This window comes from Pirellulales bacterium (genome assembly GCA_036499395.1).
GTDB lineage: Bacteria > Planctomycetota > Planctomycetia > Pirellulales > JACPPG01 > JACPPG01.
Genome location: DASYDW010000064.1, coordinates 207,828 through 225,029 on the forward strand (window position 1 = coordinate 207,828; position 17,202 = coordinate 225,029).

A 17,202-nucleotide genomic window follows, 5' to 3' on the forward strand; every position below is an offset into this window, starting at 1 on the left:
GAAGCGGCGAATCGCGCGTTTCATGAAATGGTGGTGCCTTTACAGATCACCACGAGCGGTGAGGACTACCAGACTTCGTGCAGAAGAATGATTCCGTCCTGGAGAGACGGCTACGGACGCTTCTGTACCGCAAGCGCCGCCCCTTGTCGCTCAATGTCGCGGAACAGTTCCTCGGCGTGATGTGGTCCGCTGGCAATGCCGCAGCGAACATAGTCCCTTTTCAACGCCGCCTTAAGAGTCGCCATGTCCAGATTCGGTGCTTGGATGCCGCATGCGCACGCGTATGCCACAGTTGCTATGGCGCGTTCCGTAAAGAGCATGCTTCCTAGAAACCTCGAGTCCAATTGTTAAAAGAGAAACTGCGGAATCGGACGCCGAATCTCCACCGGCGCGGAGGGCCGTCTCGGTTTCTCCATAGGATGGCAAGCAGCGTAGGCCGGCACTTCTGCAACTACATATTCGTCGTGTCATCCACCGCGCTCGGCCCGACGAGCGTATCAAGCGCTTTGGCCAGCACAGCGTCGTGCTCGTGCGTTTCGCTATATACTCGGCAGATGCGGTAGCTGAATGGCACCTGTCGGAACAGTTCGCTATCGGCCAGCGGTCGTGGTTTGCCCCGGGCGTCGTCGTACAAGTAATTCTGCCCCGCCGCGGGGCCGCGCGTGCCGGGTCGATTGACATGTCGTGCCAGGTCGACACGCAGCGGCATGTCGCGCAACTCTTGCGGTAGTGCCTCGCGCAACGCTTGCTCGAAAAATTCCGGCCGGCTGAAGATGCTCCCCTGTTCGCCGGTCTGTGGGTCGAAGAATACAGTCCGCTCGCAGGCCATCCGCCAATGCAACCGGCGCGCGACCAGGTCGCGCCAGCGATCCCCCAGCGCCCTTTGCCGCGGATCGTTGCTTTCCGACCAACGAGCCACGTCCACCAGCAGCGACCACTCGGTGAACCTTTGGTATTTGTCCAGGTGAGTCAAAGGATCGCCCGGAAAGATGTACGACCCGCTTTCGGCGAACAGATCGGCCAGTGTCAGATCGATCGCCCGCACCGTGCGATGGAAATAAATCGAGCGAAACAGCTCTGCCCGCGCTGCCACGAAGCGCACGAGTGCCGGAACGCCCCGGGCGTAGATCGTCAGCCCCGATTCGCTGAAAAAACTGTAATGCAGCAGCCGATCGAGGTCGAAGGACTTGGTCGAAAAACCGGACATGTAGGCATCGCGGAGCACGAAATCCATGTTGTCGACGGTGTACAGTCCGCAAAACAGACTGCGCAGAAACCGCAGCCAGCGCGGTGCCTCGTCGTTTTCATTGCCGGGACCAGATCGCGGGCGGGTGATCAGGTAGGCCACCTGCGCCGGGTCGAGCTGTTCGTCGTCGCGCAAGCGGCTGTGGGGATTGCGGCGTACCCCGCGAATCAGGTCCCCCAATTCGTTGCAAATGATCCGTCCGCCGATCGTCTCGTGCGTGTGCCCGAAACGGGCCAGAAAGTGGGCATCGAAAAAATGGCCGAACGGCCCGTGCCCGACGTCGTGAAGTAACCCGGCCAATCGCATCAGCGACTCGACGTATCCACGGCTCGGCACTTCGGGGCAGACTTCGGCCAGGCTTTCAAATAGGGCAGCCACGGCACGGCTAGCTACATGCATCACGCCTACGACATGCTGGAAACGAGTGTGTTCCGCGGCGGGAAAAACCCACCACGCCGTTTGCAGTTGATGTATTTGACGCAGTCTCTGCAGCCAGGGATGGTCGATGAACTGCCGCTCTGCCACCTCGCCGGCTATCGCCCCTTGCGTAAATGGTATGTAGCCATGTAAGGGATCGTGGGTCAGTCCTTCGTTTTTATAATCGCGCATAGCGCGGATTATGTAGCAGCATGTTTCCGCCGTCTATCGGCCCGTGATGTGCATTCAGCGAACACACGCCATATAGCGAGGCTTTTTCGTGGCGCAGCGAAATCGATTAGAGAATAGTCAAGCGAAGGAGACTTTTATTCCGAGGAAGTGACGTAAGGTGTCTCCGGGCTTCAGGCGGGGTCAAAGCGCGGCCGTTCGGCCGTCAGCTAACGGAGTGAGCACTTTTTCGAGGCACCTCTCGGCCTTTCTCAGTTTTTCTAAACTGCGCAGCCCATGTGCTGGCATGAAAATTGCCTAAACGGTAAAATCCGGAACCTTTGACTCGATTCCGATGGCGATGATTCGCGGAGTCGGCGTCGGGCCAATTGAGGCGGAAATTCAGCGAGGAGGTGACTGTGCTCATTCGTTCTGCAACGTGGCTATTGGCCGTGGCGAGTTTGATACTGGCTCCCTGGGGAGCCGCCGTGGCCGCGGTGCCAGCCGCCGATACGCTGTATCCCAATTCCACTAAGGCGTATTTCTCTGTCCCCAACGCGCCGCAATTGACGGCCAACTGGGAAAAGACGCAACTCCACCAACTGTTCGAAGACCCGGTGATGAAGCCGTTCACCGAGGATCTGCGCAAGCAGTTGGAGAGCAAGTGGCTGACAAATCATCAGAAGATCGGCCTCTCGATCGATGACCTGCGCGGCATCGCCAGCGGAGAATTGAGCGGCGCCCTTGTCGGTACAGCCGGGGGACGCTCGGCAATGATCGTCCTGGTCGATGTCACGAATAACGAAGTGAAGGCGAAAGAGGCCCTGGAAAAGGCTGACAAAAATCTGCTCAAGGAAAAGGCCAAGAAGAGCCAGAAAACGATCGGTGGCGTCGCGGTCACGATCTACGACCTGCCTGCCAAGGAAGATCGTCAAGAGGCCCGTCGCGTGGCGTATTTCCTCAAAGATGGCTTGTTGGCTGGCGCGGATGGCGTGGATGCCCTCACGGACCTGATCGCTCGCTTGGGGGGCAAAGACGACAGCAGTCTGTCGACGCTGACCCCTTATCAACACGTCATGAAGCGGTTGGCAACGGCTGCCGGCGAGCTTCACCCTGACGCTCGCTGGTACATCGACCCGCTGGCGGTGGCCGCGGTTCGGGCCGGCGATAACGAGAAGCGACAGAAGAACGTCAACATGTTGCGCAACGAAGGCTTCGGCGCCATTCAAGGCGTCGGCGGCTTCGTGAATGTGTCGCACGGCGAGTACGAAGTTCTGCATCGCACCGCGGTCTATGCCCCCAAGCCCTACGAAAAGGCGATGGGCATGCTTGCTTTCCCGAACACCGCGCCGACGAATCCGCCGGACTGGATTTCGCGCGATGTCGTGACCTTCACCACCCTGAATTGGGAAATCAAAACCGCATTCGAGAAGTTCAGCACGCTCTTTGACGAGCTATTCGGCGAGGGATCCGAAGGAACCTTCGACGACACGATCGACAGCGTTCGCGACGATCCGAACGGCCCAGGCATCGACATCCGCAAGGACTTGGTCGGCCATTTGGGGAATCGGGCGGTCGTCGTCACCGATTACAAACTGCCGATTACCCCCAGCAGCGAGCGTTTTGTCTTTGCTGTCGAAACGACGAATGAAGCAGCGCTGGCCGCGGCCGTGCAAAAGTCGCTCGAGACGGATCAGAATGTCATCAAGCGAGTCTTCAAGAACTACGTAATCTGGGAGATGAAGGCCGAGGACGATGCCGTCGCGGCCGTCGTGGTCGAACGACCTGACGAGATCTCGGCCAACGCCCCCGCGGCGCTCGGAGTCGTAGTTTCGGATGCGACTGACGAGAAAGGCAAGGTCAAAGACGAGAAACCCACCGGCGAGCGGTTGCGCGCCAAGCTCGGCGAAGAGGGGGAAGAGTCGGTTCAGCTTCCCAATGCGGCTGTCGCCGTGGCGCGTGGGCACTTGTTTGTCGCGTCACACGTCGATTTCCTGGAGAAAGTGCTCGGCGGTACGGACGCGAGCGATCGGCTGGAAAACGACGGCGAATACAAGCGCGTCAACGACGAGTTGAAGAAGCTCGGCGCCACGGAAGTGTGCGTGCGCAACTTCACCCGCGCTGATGAGCAGTTCCGCATCACTTACGACTTGTTCAAAGCCGGCAAGCTGCCCGAGTCTGAGACGATTCTGGCGCAGATCATCCGTTCGGCTCAGGAAGAGCAGGCCGACGGGGCCGTGCGCAAGGCCGAGCTCGATGGCAGCAAGCTCCCCGACTATCAGGTGGCCCGACGTTACCTGGGCACCGGCGGAACGTACGCCTCGACCGAGGAAGATGGTTGGATCGTCGTCGGATTCCTGTTCCGCAAGGACAATCCGTAGCTCGACGTCCGGCAGGATTTGTAGCCACGAAATTGCTTGCGAATTCTGTGCTTGCCAAATCCTGACAGTTATCTTTCGCTCGCGCTGAAGACAGTGCGAAATGCCACCACTGGCTTGCTTGTAAGGAGTTACGAGGGCCAAGGGTTCATCCAGGTTTTAGGTGGCACTTTGTCGCTATGCCTATCGGCATATTGTGATGGGGGATCGTCACTCGGTAGCATCCGAAGTGGCTGCATTGGCCTCTATCCCCGTAGCGGCCCTCCCCCACGAGTTGCAGCCATAGCCGCCAGGCGTCCCTAACCGCCTTGGCGGCTTTCTTTTTGCGCCGCGGGGCTTCTTGCGCCGCTCGATTCTGAGGTCCCGCGCACTTCAGATACTTGCAAGCATTCTCAGTAATTTTTGCCCTATGGCTGGCTGCTAACAGCCCGCCGCGCGAACTGCGAAAGACACCCGCGCGCAAAAAAAGCCGCGCGACCAGGTTTGATCCCAGTCGCACGGCTTTTCATCTTCAAAAGCTTCACCCGCAGCCTTAGAACTTCGGCAAATCGGCCTTCGCCTGCGGTGGCAACTCCGCCTCGGCGTTGCCGTCAGGCTTGTCGGCATCGTTGCCATTGCCTGAGAACTGACCGAGCAGCTTGCTGGTCAGCACATCCTGCGGTGCCAGGGCCTTGGCCTTTTCCAACTGCTTCATGGCATCCTGCGGATAGCCGAGGTAACCATAGTGGTAACCAACCAAGAAGCGGAGCGCCGGCGAGTCAGGCTGATCTTTGACGGCCTTCTCAAGCACTCGTAGCTGCTTGGTGTATTCACCCACCTTGGGATACAGCTCGGTGTAGTTCTTCACGACCACACCCCACTGATCCTGGGGCAACATGGCCAGTCCCTGTTGCACGGCGCCTGCCGCTTCGTCGAATTTGCCAGTGGCAAACAGAGCCTGAGCGAACATTAGCACCAGCGTGCCATTCGATGGATCGTCGAGCAGCGCGTGGCGCCAATCGCGCACCGCGTTGTCATAGCTACCGGCCTTGAAATCGGTTTCGCCCGCCGCGGCGAACTCGCCGATCTGTCCTTGTGCGGCCTGATCGGGGGCTGCTTGCTGGCCGGCATCAGCTAATTCGTCCGTACCGTAGGCGTTGTAGGCGTAGTAGGGATAGCCGGAGCCATACCCGTAGCCGTACCCTCCGCCCCCGTAGCCGTACCCACCATAGAGGCCGTACATCCCTAGGAACGGATAGCCAAAGAACGGGTAGCCATAGCCGTACCAGTACGGCCAACCCCAATTGCGACCGTACCACCAATTGTTGTATCCAAAGCCCCCCCACCACGGCCAAAACCCGCCGAAGAAGAACGGCGAGAAAAAGCCATTATTCCGGTTCCAGTTATTGTGGTTCCAATTGTTATGGTTCCAATTGCCGTTGTGGTTTCCGTTGTGCAAATGGTTCGCAAGGTTGCCGTTATGGACGTTGCCGTTGTGGAGATTGTTTGTCCCACGAAAGCCCGAGTTGTGCGCACCGTGATTGGAGAGGAACTGCGACTGGTGAGCGCCTTGACCGGCGGCGCCCGCGGAATGGCTCAGTGAGGTCAGATGGTTGCCGGCGTGCGTGGCCGAACCGACGCCCCGACTGCCGCCCATTGCGGAATTCAGGTTTCCATTCGTGCCGTGATGGCCGCCACTATTGCTGAGAACCGACTGGTTGATGTGCGAGGGTGCGCTATGCGTTATGCCGCGCGAGCCGTTCAGCCCACTGGCGCCCCCCAGATTGCCGTGATGCATGCCGCCGAGATTGCTTCCCCCGATATGCCCCGCGGAAGAGCCGCTGTGCATACCCGGCGAATTGATTCCACCTCCACCGTAAAACCCGCTGTGTCCGCCGCCGAAACCTCCGTATCCGCCATAGCCGCCGCCAAATCCACCATGCCCGCCGCTAAAGCCGCTGTGGCCCCCGCCGAAGCCTCCGCCATGCCCGCCACCGAATCCACCACCATGGCCGCCGCCCCCCCCGCCATGTCCACCGCCGCCGCCACCACCGCCATGTGCGTACACGATTTGCCCCACGCTCAGTAACGCGACGCTCGCCAGCGCCGTAGACCATATCATGTGTCGAGATCGCATCGAACAACCCTCCCGATGTTTGCGCGCGCCGCTCCTATCTCCTAATTTGTACGCGCAAAATAGCTCTCCGGCGAGAAAATAACGGATTATTTACCCCCACGGGTGGCGTTTCGCCAAATACCCGTCAGCCCGTAATTGGGGTTCGCCGGAGAACCTGCACAGGGGGAATCTTTTCACATTTCCTCAAGCCGCGTGCTTGCCCGGCGCGGAACGGGCGCGAAAAGAATGACGGCCGCTCGTACCGCGGGAAATTGCCAGATTGCGGAGTGGATTCGCGGCTAAGCGAATCCGCATACTGTGGCGGCCGTTACTGAACGCTACTTGCGCCCCGCCACGTTCACGCGTCCGCCCGGCGTTTCCACCTTCGCCCAGAAGGGATGCAACCGGGCGACGCGCGTGCGCACGTCCTCCAGCAACACGCTCAGGCTTGGTTCCAAGTCGCCCGTCAACTTCACAGCCCGGCCACCGATCGAAACCGTGATCTTGCGCTTGAAGTCCACCACCTCGGGCGAGAGCCAAACCGTCACTCGATCGGCGCCCGTTTTGACATGCACTCCGTTGTTCGCGTTGACCTTGGCTGTCGTTTCCGCCGCGCGCGTGCCGGAAGCCGGCGGCCAGTCCGAGGGATCGACCAACGTCTTTTGCGGCAAGTCCCCCACCTCGACCCACCAGAAGAAGTTATCCCACGGGCGCATCGTGTAACCGGTGAAGCTCTTGCGGGCGAAGTCGCGTTTCAATCGCCCCATCCAATCGAACAGCCGTAACACCTCGTCCGAGAAGTGCTCATGCCCGCGCCCCTGAAATTCGACGAGGGTGAAGTTCATGCCCGCCGTGGTCAGCCACTTATCAAACATCGAGGCCATGCGGGCGATTTTATCGCCGTCCATCTCGCCTTCGATCACGTACAGCGGAACGAACTTGCACTCGTCCCAGTAATGTTTCACATACTTGTCGGCCACGGCCACGATCGGAATCACGCCGGCCCACAGATCGGGATGAGCCAATCCGATGTCCCACGCCGCATCACCGCCAATCGAATGCCCTGACAGGAAGACGCGATCCGTGTCGATGGCAAACCGTCGACAGGCGTCGCGAAGGGTGTGCAGCACACTCAAATGCTCGTGCAGCGTGTAGCCGTAGCTCCCTTGTTGCTCTTTGGCCCAGGCCGGCGCAATGACGATGTATCCGTACCTTCCGGCTTGTCCCAGGCGACCGCCGTCCGCATCCATCGCGCCGGCCCACCAGTCGATCTGCTCCTGGGGGGTCGAGCCGCTGCCGTTGAGCGTCAGAATCGTGGGATAGATCCGATGAGGATCGTATTCGGGGGGAAGTTGCACGTAATACGTAATCGGCGGCTCGTCGTCGATGCTGTCGATCATGATCTCGTGAAAGCCCGGCGTTTTTGGGTTGGGGTCGGGCGTTTTCCGCGTCGGCAGCATGATGGCCACCAGGTGCGTGACATATTCGACCGTGGCCCCTTCCTCGGATGCCAGACTGTCTAGGATCTCGGTCCGTGTCGGCTTTTGCGGCTCTTCCAGGTACTCGCGGACTTTTTTGCGGACGGAGAACAGCGACGCCGCGACCGGCAACTTGCGTATCGAATCGTTGCTCCCCATCAGCCATCCGCTGCAGGCCAGGGCCAGCTTTTCTTCGGCATCCATCGACTCGTCGTCCATCGATTGCTCGAAAGCGCTCATGCGATCCAGCGTGTTCAGATTCAACTCGGCCGCGATCTCTTCATAGATCGGACGAATCTTCTCTCGCATCTTCGTATCCGCGATCAGCGCCAGCAGCTCTTCGATCTTCGCCACTACGCGTTTGCCGCGCGCAATCTCGTTTTGATAGCCTTCGGTGGTCTGCTTGACCTTTTGCAGAATCTCGCCGGCCACGCCGTCGTGCGGGAAGTTGCCCAACCAGGTGATGGCGAATTGATGCTGCCCGGCGTCGCGACGGACCTGGATTTCGGTCAGCATGCGTTGCGCGGCGCGTTGCGTCAGCTCGCGCTCGGTCCGTTTGAATTGCTCGGCGTGCTCCGGAAAATCCTTGATGATCTGCGCGAGTTCGGCCTGCGCCTCCTGGTAGCGATCCATCTGCAGGTACAATCGCACGATCTTCAGACGCTGGTCGATGACTTTCGGATTGATCTGCCGGGCCAGGATCTTGGCCAGCAAATCAGGCGTCAGTGAAGTGGTCGCGATGCGCTGATCCCACTGATAGGGCGTGGCATCCCGCAGACTCAATCCTTCGACACGCGTCCAGTTGGGCGTAATCTCGCTGATTCCCTGGAAGATCGTTACGTTCCCCTTATCGGTGAGCATTTCGATCGTGCGCCTTCCCCATTCGTCGAACGGCGAAATGCGCTTCATTTGGCCCAGCGCCTGAATGCGCCGCCCCCCTTCGCGGACAACGCGCTGATCCTTCAACAGAAAGCGCTCAGGCGGGTCGCCGGTGCTTCCCTCCAGCACGCTCTCGATCTGGTGCTGGTAGACATACGTGCGGCGCAGGCCATCGTCGGAAAGCACGATTAACTTGGGGGAAGGGGCACCCTCGGCCTTCGGCTTCAAGGGTTTATTCGAGATGCTGGCCAGCTCGATCAGGTTGCCTTCGATGATGCGCCCGTCTTTCATGACGATTCGCGCAGCATGCGCAGCGCTGGCGCAAGCCATTACGATCGAGCAGCAAAAGAAAGTGATAGCGCCACTACGTAGAAGGGTAGATCGTGTCATGCGCAGGCTCTTCTGTTCCTGGTCCTAACTGCGCCGAAAGTTTTATTGTGCTGCTCGCGAAGGGAGCGTCGCTTGCCGCGAGTTACCGCGATGCCTTGAGCGAACGGCTCGCAAATGCACTCCGGCCGCGAACTTGCCGTCGACCTTTGCTCGTCAAGCGGCCAAGCACAGAACTTCCCCAATTGTCCCCTGCCCAACGCATGAGTCAATGCAATTGGCCATGCCCCTTTCGGCCCCCCGGTGCATTGACAGGCTGGGGGGCAGGCTCGCAGAATGACCCTCAAAGCGCCCCTGGCGCTCGCCGAACCGCGTAAACCCTCGGCCGGTCAGATCGCAGAAACTGCGTCACATCCCACGGGAGAGTTCGTTTGCTACCCGATTTGCGACGCATCATACTCTGGCTGCTGGCGGGCACGTTGTTTCTGCCCATCGCGATCGTGCTGATTTTAACGGTCGCGCGCCTGTTGGCTGCTCTAGAAGACGCCGCCGGAGCCGTGGCCTTCGAGCGGCTGGGGCTGGTCTTGGGCATCGTTTGGGCGCTAGCGATCGTGGCCCTGACCGTATTGCTGGCCTTGCAGTCGCTCACGCGGCAGGAGCGATTAGAAGATGACGAAACGCACGAGTAACCGCGGCCGATCGCGGCACTACGGCGACTGAATCCGATAGAGCGCCTTGTCCGTTCGCAAGAAGATAGCGCCGTCGGTCGTGGCCAGTGAAGCGAGCGTGCGCCCTTCGACCTGATTCGTTGCCAGCTTCTTCGACGACTTGTCCGCCGCCATGACCGTCGTCAGGCCTTCTTCGTTGGTGAAGTAGATGTTCCCCTCGGCCTCGAGTAGAGACGCCGAGAACCCGCCTCCCAAACGAGTCTGCCAATGCTGTTCGCCGGTCTCGGCGTCGACGCACGTGGCAATGCCGAGATCGCTGACGATATAAAGTTCGTCTCCCACGAGCACGGGCGACGGGTTATTCGGCGCGCCACGCCGCATCGACCAGGCAGCTGCCGTCTCGGTGATGTCCCCTGTGCCCGGCAATCGAATCGCGTACAACACCGGCGAGTCGTAAGCCGAGCTGACGAACACGAGGCCATGTCCAAATACCGGCCGTGGCACAACCGAGTAGCCGTCGTAGCGAAAGCGCCAGATTTCCTTGCCCGTATCCGGAGCGTAACTCACCACCTGGTCGCCGCCTGGGCTGACGAGTTGCTTCTGCCCTTCGACATCGATCACCAGCGGCGTCGAGTAAGCCATTCGTCCGGTGCGATCGGTCTGCCAGCGCGTCTGACCAGTTTTTTTGTCCAGGGCCACGACGAACTGCTTATCGGTCCCGTCGCAACTGATTATCAACAGTTCGCCAAAGATCACCGGCGAACCGGCTGGTCCGTGCCGGTGATCGTATTTCAGGTCTTCGTTGCGCCACAGGACCTCGCCGGCGGTCGACAAACAAGCGGTGCCGTGCGCGCCGAAATGCACATAGACCCGGTCCCCTTCAATGATCGGCGTCGGCGACGCGTGGCTGTTCTTGTTGTGAATGGGGCCGAGGTCGTCTTTGCGAAAGACTTCGAAATAGGAAATCTCTTGCCCGCTCTTCGCGTCGAGACGCACGGCCTGCAGCGTGCCCTGTTCGGTGTTCGCCGTCGTCAGCCAGATTTGTCCCGCCACGATTGTCGGCGACGACCAGCCAAGTCCTTCGATCGGCTGCTTCCAGGCCACGTTTTGCGTCTCGCTCCACTCGATCGGCAAGCCGCGCTCGTTGGAATGCCCCTGCCCGTCGGGCCCGCGGAATTGCGGCCAGTCCTCGCCAGTAGCCGTCGCAACGATGCCCAACGAGATGACAACCGACCAAATAGGCCGCAGCGGAGTTGCCAGCAGCGAACGAGCGATGCTTACGGGTAACGAATCAGGCACGGCGGGGCTCGTTGCGGGGAGGGGGGCAAGGTGTTCGGGCACATTCATGCTGCCCGATCGCCCTCATCGATGCAAGGCGAAGTCATCGTGAGACGCCAAGAGAGCCTTGGCCAGCCGATGCGCGAACTTCGCCGGAAACCAGCGTTAGCGAATCACTGTCAGCTTGGGGCGAGAACGAAACGTGGCCGTGATGGCCTGCGGAGTTACGGCAGTTTCTTGCAGGCTCAGCGAGTGCAACATGGGAATCTGGGCCAGAGTAGGCAGCCCGGCATCGCTCACCGCGGTACCGTCCAGGTCGAGGACTTCCAGCCCCTTCAGACGCGCCACGGCCGGAAGCGCGGTATCGTCGATCTCCGTGCCAGCCAGCGCAAGAAAGCCCAGATGTTCGAGCGACACCAACTGATTGGCGCCTACGTTGGTGATTTTCGTACCGCTGACGACCAGCATCTCGAGTCGTGACATGGTGGCGATCTGCGCCAACCCCTCATCGCTGATCGCCGTGTGTGAAACGTCAAGCCATACAAGACCCCGGATTCCCACCAACTGACTGACGCCCGCGTCCGTGATCGCGGTGCCATTGATGTGCAAATGCTTGAGCCGAGGCACCAGTTGCAAATACTTGAGCCCGGCGTCCCCGATCTTCGTTTCGCCGAGCCACAGGTTTTCGATTTGCGGTGTGTTGCGGAGGTGAGCCAATCCCTCGTCGGTGATCTCGTTCGACGCCAGTTGCAGCGTGCGCAGCCGAACCAGCGTTTTTAGATGCGCCAGTCCGGCGTTGGTGATGCCTGCGTCGTTGAGATTCAATTCGTCGAGGTGCCGGTGCCGTTTCAGCTTCTCGAGCCCCCGGTCGCCGACCTTGGTCGACGCGAGGTTTAGCATTCGCAATTGGGAGAGCGTCGCCAAATGATCGAGCCCCGCGGCCGTGATCTTCGTGCCGGGAATGGAAAGACCTTCGAGCACACGCAGCGTGCGTAGATACGCGACCCCACGGTCGGTGATGCGCGTGTGGCCAAGCTTTAACCCTTCGAGTTGCGTCAGCAATCCCACCTTCGCCATCGCGGCGTCCGTGACTTTGGTTCCTTCCAGGTCGAGCCATAACAGCCCTGGCAGGTTCTGCAATTGCTCGAGCCCTTCGTCGCCGCCGTGCCAGCGCACGGCGCGCAGTTGTTTGCCGGTCGGCGTTTGCACCAAATCGATTTCGGCCCCCAATGCGCGGACCGCGGCCTCGGCATGTTTCTGATCGGCCGGCGTGGGTATCAGATTCTGCTTCGGATCCGGGCGGCGACCGGTCGGCAGCGAGGCTGAAGCTCGTTTCACCTCGACGTCTGGCGTTCGAGGCGCAGCTTTCTTTGCATTATCCGTTGGACGGGGGGCGCGGACAGGAGCCGGGCGCGGCTTTGCCGTGGCCGGCGGCGCCGCGATCGTGGCGTCGTCGTCCTTCGACGGTTCGTCAGCGCAGACGGCTGCCGTCGAAATCGCGAAAAATGCCACCCATAGGACTATGGGGAGTCGACGTATCACCGCCCAGACTCCTGAATCAATAGAGAGATTCGCGCCGCACGGCGCGCTATATCGTGAATCGCGCGGCGAGGAGTCTAGGGGAAACGGTTTGCTAGCGTCAATGCGGTTGTGGCGTGGCTCTCTGTAGACGATTCCCGCGTGCCGACCGGCCGACGGGATGCCCCCCAGGAAAATGAGCGCTGAGCTAGCTCATTGCACGAACGTCGCGCAGAATACGCGGGCACTGAGTTAGGGAAACCCGCCGAGAACAAAGTTCAAAAACCACACCATGAAGTACGAAGAAGTCCCGCTCCCTGCGGCTGCTGCGGAATCGCACCTGAAAACGGTCGTTTGCCTGGCTTTCACCGAGGGACCAGCCGTGGACGCCGACGAAAATGTCTATTTCTCGGACATTATCAACAATCGCATCATGAAGCTGGCCGCCGATGGCACGCTGTCGGTTTTTCGCGAGCCCAGCTATCGCACCAATGGCCAGACATTCGACCAGCAAGGAAGGCTCTATCATTGCGAGGGGGCAGAATTCGGACCGGGGGGCGGCCGCCGCGTCACGCGCACGAACCTGGTATCCGGCCAATACGAAGTGTTGACCGATCAGTACGACGGTGTGCGATACAACTCCCCGAATGACGTCTGCGTTGACGGTCAGGGCCGAATTTATTTCACGGACCCCTGCTACGCCGATCGTTCGCTGATGGAGATGCGCGAAGAGGGGGTGTACCGCATCGACCACGACGGTCGCGTGACGCGCATCCTTGTGCAACCGGCCATCGATCGTCCGAACGGGATTGCCGTGACACAGGACAGCAAAAGGCTGTACGTCATCGACAGTTGCCCGACCGAACAGGGCAATCGCAAAGTCTGGGGCTTCGACCTCGATAGCGCGGGCAACCCGCACAACCAACGGCTGATCTACGATTTCGCGCCCGGGCGTGGCGGCGACGGAATGCGCCTGGATATGGCGGGCAATCTCTATGTCGCGGCCGGAGTAATGGCGGCGCGTGGTCCGCACGAAACTTCAGATGTGCTACCTGGCGTTTACATCATTTCTCCTGAAGGAAAGCTCTTGGGACGCATCCCGATCTACGAAGACGTCATCACGAATCTCGCCTTCGGCGGTACCGACGGTCGCACGATTTACATCACGGCTGGAAAAACCGTGGTGAAAGCGCGTGTCGACCATCCAGGCCAGGTGGCGTATCCGTTGTGGCAGATCGCCTGACGGTAACTCGCTCGCACCGCACCAGCTTCGACGCAAACTGATCGAGAGCGCTGGCGAATGCCGATAAGAGTTTTTTGCGAGCCTGCGCGAACCGTAGGTCCGCCTTCTCGTAGAAGAGAGTTCGCCAAGCGTCCCAACGAGCGGGGCCGGTCGTAGCTTGGAAGGATGGTCCGATCAGACCTGTTTTTCGAGCGTGCGGAGCAGCATCTGTCGAATGGCGATCGAGGATTCCGCGGCCCGAAAGAAATTCCGAAAACTTATTCCCAGGGTGCCTTGATGCCCTGGAGATGAATCAGTATACTCGCCCTTTCCCCATGAGGGTGAAGGGGAGACAGTGAGAGGTGAGAGGTGAGAGCCAAGAGTTGTCGCGACGCGACGACGGGGCTCAAAGGGCGGCTGGCTAGAGGCCAGTTCCGGGGATTCGCAGCAGAGATTTCTGTTTGCTTCCAGCGGGGCGAGCCTCTGTCCAACCGACAGCGAAGTGTGGGGCCTGAAGTGCGTTAATCGCACGACGGGTTTTGTGCTTCGGCGATCTTTGACAATTTGGTTGTGGAAAAGTGGCATTCTTAATAAGAGTCAGCCAACGTGTCTAACGACGCGTCGGCTGGTTCTCACGGCACTTAGTAGACGGCCTGCAGAGTGATGCGGCGACGGGCTTGCCCGCAGTCGAATTACGAAGTTGGCCGTAAAAGATCGAATCGTTACTGATCGTCAAATCGTTCCAGCGCTTGGAGCGGTTTGGTGGATCAATGTAGTTGACCGATCTGACGCTTTTCCTCTCGAATCGGTGGCTTGCTTCGGCAGGTCGTTGGAGCGTTGGGGAGAGTTTTGGATCTATGTGGTCAAGCTACTAAGGGCACATGGGGGATGTCTTGGCGTCAGGAGGCTTTGAAGGGCGTGGAAGACTGCGAAAAGCCCGGGGAAACTGTCAAACGAGTGTTGATCCCGGGATTCCCGAACTGGCGTGCACTGAATTCATAGGTGTACGCAGCCAACGCGGCGAACTGAAACATCTCAGTAACCGCAGGAAAAGAAAGAAAAATCGATTTCCTCAGTAGCGGCGAGCGAACGGGAAATAGCCCAAACCGCGAAGGTTTTCCTTCGCGGGGTTGTAGGGCTTCTCACATGGGAGTTACAAAGCGGCTTGTTAGCGGAACCATCTGGAAAGTTGGACCATAGCGGGTGACAGTCCCGTACGCGAAAACGAGCAGCCTCCCGAGGAGTACCTGAGTAGGTCGGGTCACGTGGAACCCCGACTGAATCTACGGGGACCATCCCGTAAGGCTAAATACTACCTGACGACCGATAGCGAACTCAGTAGGGCGACTGAAAGATGGGAAGAACCCCTGTTAGGGGAGGATACTGAACCTGAAACCATGTGCCTACAAGCGGTCGGAGCACTATACCCGCAAGGGGATGTGTGACGGCGTGCCTTTTGCATAATGATCCGGCGAGTTACCGTCAGCGGCTCGGTTAAGGTCTTAAGGACCGAAGCCAGAGGGAAACCGAGTCTGAATAGGGCGACAATTGGTCGCTGGTGGTAGACGCGAAACTGCACGAACTACCCATGAGCAGGTTGAACCGCGGGTTATACCGCGTGGAGGACCGAACCCACTTGGGTTGAAAACCGAGGGGATGACTTGTGGGGAGGAGTGAAAGTCTAATCAAGCGCAGAGATAGCTCGTTCTCTCCGAAATAGCTTTAGGGCTAGCCTTGAGCCACTACGCAACGGGGGTAGAGATACTGAATCGGCTTGAGGGTCCTTCCAGACTACTCTGCTGAACCAAACTCCGAATACCGTTGCGACTATCTCAGGAGTCAGTCCGCGAGGGATAAGCTTCGCGGTCGAGAGGGAAACAACCCAGACCATCTGCTAAGGTCCCGAAGTAGAACTCAGTCACTAAGGAAGTTGAGTTGCAATGACAGCTAGGATGTTGGCTTAGAAGCAGCCACCATTTAAAAAGTGCGTAACAGCTTACTAGTCGAGCAATTCTGCGCCGATAATGATCGGGAGTAAGTTCTACACCGAAGCAGTGGAATACATAAACCTTCGGGTTTATGCATTGGTAGGAGAGCGCTGTAGGCCAGATACGAGCCGTACCGTAAGGAGCGGTGTCGGGGCCTACAGGTGATTATGCCGGAATGAGTAACGATAAAGCAGGTGAGAATCCTGCTCGCCGAAAGCCTAAGGTTTCCTGGGGAAGGTAAATCCGCCCAGGGTTAGCCGGTACCTTAGTCGAGGCCGAAAGGCGTAGACGATGGATAGCAGGTCAACATTCCTGCGCCACTTGAGTGGACCGATGGAGGGACGGCGTCTCAAAGGTGAGCGGTACGATTAGAAACGTCCGTAGCCTATCAGCCGGTGGGGGAAAGGTAAATCCGCCCCCACAAGCCGGCGGATTGTCTCGACCGCATTTATGTTCGGGAAGTCATCAGCGGGACGTCCAAGAAAAGCTCCTAAGGGTTGAAACTCAAGTGACCGTACTAAAACTGACACAGGTAGGCGAGACGAGAAGTCTAAGGCGCTCGGGAGAACACTGGTTAAGGAACTCTGCAAATTGGCCCCGTAAGTTCGCGATAAGGGGTGCCCCCGAAGGTTTAGAGCCATTGGGGGTCACAGTAAATCGGCTTCAGCGACTGTTTATCAAAAACACAGGACTCTGCGAACTCGCAAGAGGATGTATAGAGTCTGACGCCTGCCCGGTGCCGGTAGGTTAAGGAAGCGGGTTAGCCGCAAGGCGAAGCTCTCAACCGAAGCCCCGGTAAACGGCGGCCGTAACTATGACGGTCCTAAGGTAGCGAAGTTCCTTGTCGGGTAAGTTCCGACCTGCATGAATGGCGTAACGACTGAAGCACTGTCTCAACCAGTGACCCGGTGAAATTGTAGCCGTGGTGAAGATGCCACGTTCCCGCAGTAAGACGGAAAGACCCCGTGAACCTTTACTGTAGGCTGATATTGGGCTGAGATATTTCTTGTGTAGGATAGGTGGGAGGCTTTGAAGCGGGCACGCCAGTGCTCGTGGAGCCATCCTTGAAATACCACCCTGGAGGTGTTTTAGTTCTAACCCCGATTCCCGTGAAACCGGGCGGGGAACAGTTTCAGTTGGGCAGTTTGACTGGGGCGGTCTCCTCCGAAAGAGTAACGGAGGAGTCCAAAGGTACCCTCAGCCTGGTTGGCAATCAGGCTTCGAGCGCAAAGGTAGAAGGGTGCTTAACTGCGAGACTTATAAGTCGAGCAGATACGAAAGTAGGGCTTAGTGATCCGGTAATCCCGTGTGGAAGGGTTATCGCTCATCAGACAAAAGGTACTCTGGGGATAACAGGCTTATCGCTTCCGAGCGTCCATAGCGGCGAAGCGGTTTGGCACCTCGATGTCGGCTCATCACATCCTGGGGGTGAAGAAGCTCCCAAGGGTTTGGCTGTTCGCCAATGAAAGTGGTACGTGAGCTGGGTTCAGACCGTCGTGAGACAGGTCGGTCCCTATCTGCTGTGGGCGTACGAAACTTG

The 17,202-nt window shown here is 58.9% G+C and carries 9 protein-coding genes and 1 rRNA gene; 4 read left to right on the forward strand and 6 right to left on the reverse strand.

Annotated features, from left to right (window positions below):
* Positions 1–110 precede the first annotated feature (110 nt).
* Both VGN12_12040 and VGN12_12045 read right to left on the reverse strand, forming a co-directional pair.
* Positions 111–245 (reverse strand): hypothetical protein, encoded by a 135-nt coding sequence (locus tag VGN12_12040; protein ID HEY4310173.1) that lies wholly within the window; start codon positions 243–245, stop codon positions 111–113.
* 206 nt (positions 246–451) lie between these two features.
* Positions 452–1,855, reverse strand: coding sequence for an HD domain-containing protein (locus VGN12_12045; protein HEY4310174.1), 1,404 nt, complete (start codon positions 1,853–1,855; stop codon positions 452–454).
* Positions 1,856–2,250: 395 nt separating this feature from the next.
* Here VGN12_12045 and VGN12_12050 point away from each other — a divergent pair, with 395 nt between their 5' ends.
* A complete protein-coding gene (locus tag VGN12_12050) occupies positions 2,251–4,212 on the forward strand; it encodes a hypothetical protein (GenBank protein HEY4310175.1) in 1,962 nt (653 codons plus the stop codon).
* Positions 4,213–4,741: 529 nt separating this feature from the next.
* Here VGN12_12050 and VGN12_12055 read toward each other — a convergent pair.
* A complete protein-coding gene (locus VGN12_12055) occupies positions 4,742–6,325 on the reverse strand; it encodes a tetratricopeptide repeat protein (protein HEY4310176.1) in 1,584 nt (527 codons plus the stop codon).
* Between the two features lie 317 nt (positions 6,326–6,642).
* Positions 6,643–9,051 (reverse strand): peptidase, encoded by a 2,409-nt coding sequence (locus tag VGN12_12060; GenBank protein ID HEY4310177.1) that lies wholly within the window; start codon positions 9,049–9,051, stop codon positions 6,643–6,645.
* Between the two features lie 368 nt (positions 9,052–9,419).
* Between VGN12_12060 and VGN12_12065 the strand changes: the two genes are divergently transcribed.
* Positions 9,420–9,677: a hypothetical protein gene (locus tag VGN12_12065; protein HEY4310178.1), complete on the forward strand. Its 258-nt coding sequence runs from the start codon at positions 9,420–9,422 to the stop codon at positions 9,675–9,677.
* Positions 9,678–9,695: 18 nt separating this feature from the next.
* Here the strand turns inward: VGN12_12065 and VGN12_12070 are convergent, their stop codons facing one another.
* Positions 9,696–10,955 (reverse strand): PQQ-binding-like beta-propeller repeat protein, encoded by a 1,260-nt coding sequence (locus VGN12_12070; protein ID HEY4310179.1) that lies wholly within the window; start codon positions 10,953–10,955, stop codon positions 9,696–9,698.
* A gap of 144 nt (positions 10,956–11,099) precedes the next feature.
* Positions 11,100–12,476 (reverse strand): hypothetical protein, encoded by a 1,377-nt coding sequence (locus VGN12_12075; protein ID HEY4310180.1) that lies wholly within the window; start codon positions 12,474–12,476, stop codon positions 11,100–11,102.
* Between the two features lie 268 nt (positions 12,477–12,744).
* On the opposite strand from VGN12_12075, the gene VGN12_12080 reads away from it, so the two are divergent.
* Together VGN12_12080 and VGN12_12085 are read left to right on the forward strand one after the other, a co-directional pair.
* Positions 12,745–13,695, forward strand: a complete 951-nt coding sequence (locus tag VGN12_12080) for an SMP-30/gluconolactonase/LRE family protein (protein ID HEY4310181.1) — start codon at positions 12,745–12,747, stop codon at positions 13,693–13,695.
* Between the two features lie 840 nt (positions 13,696–14,535).
* Positions 14,536–17,202: ribosomal RNA gene (locus tag VGN12_12085) — 23S ribosomal RNA — on the forward strand; the annotation flags it as partial.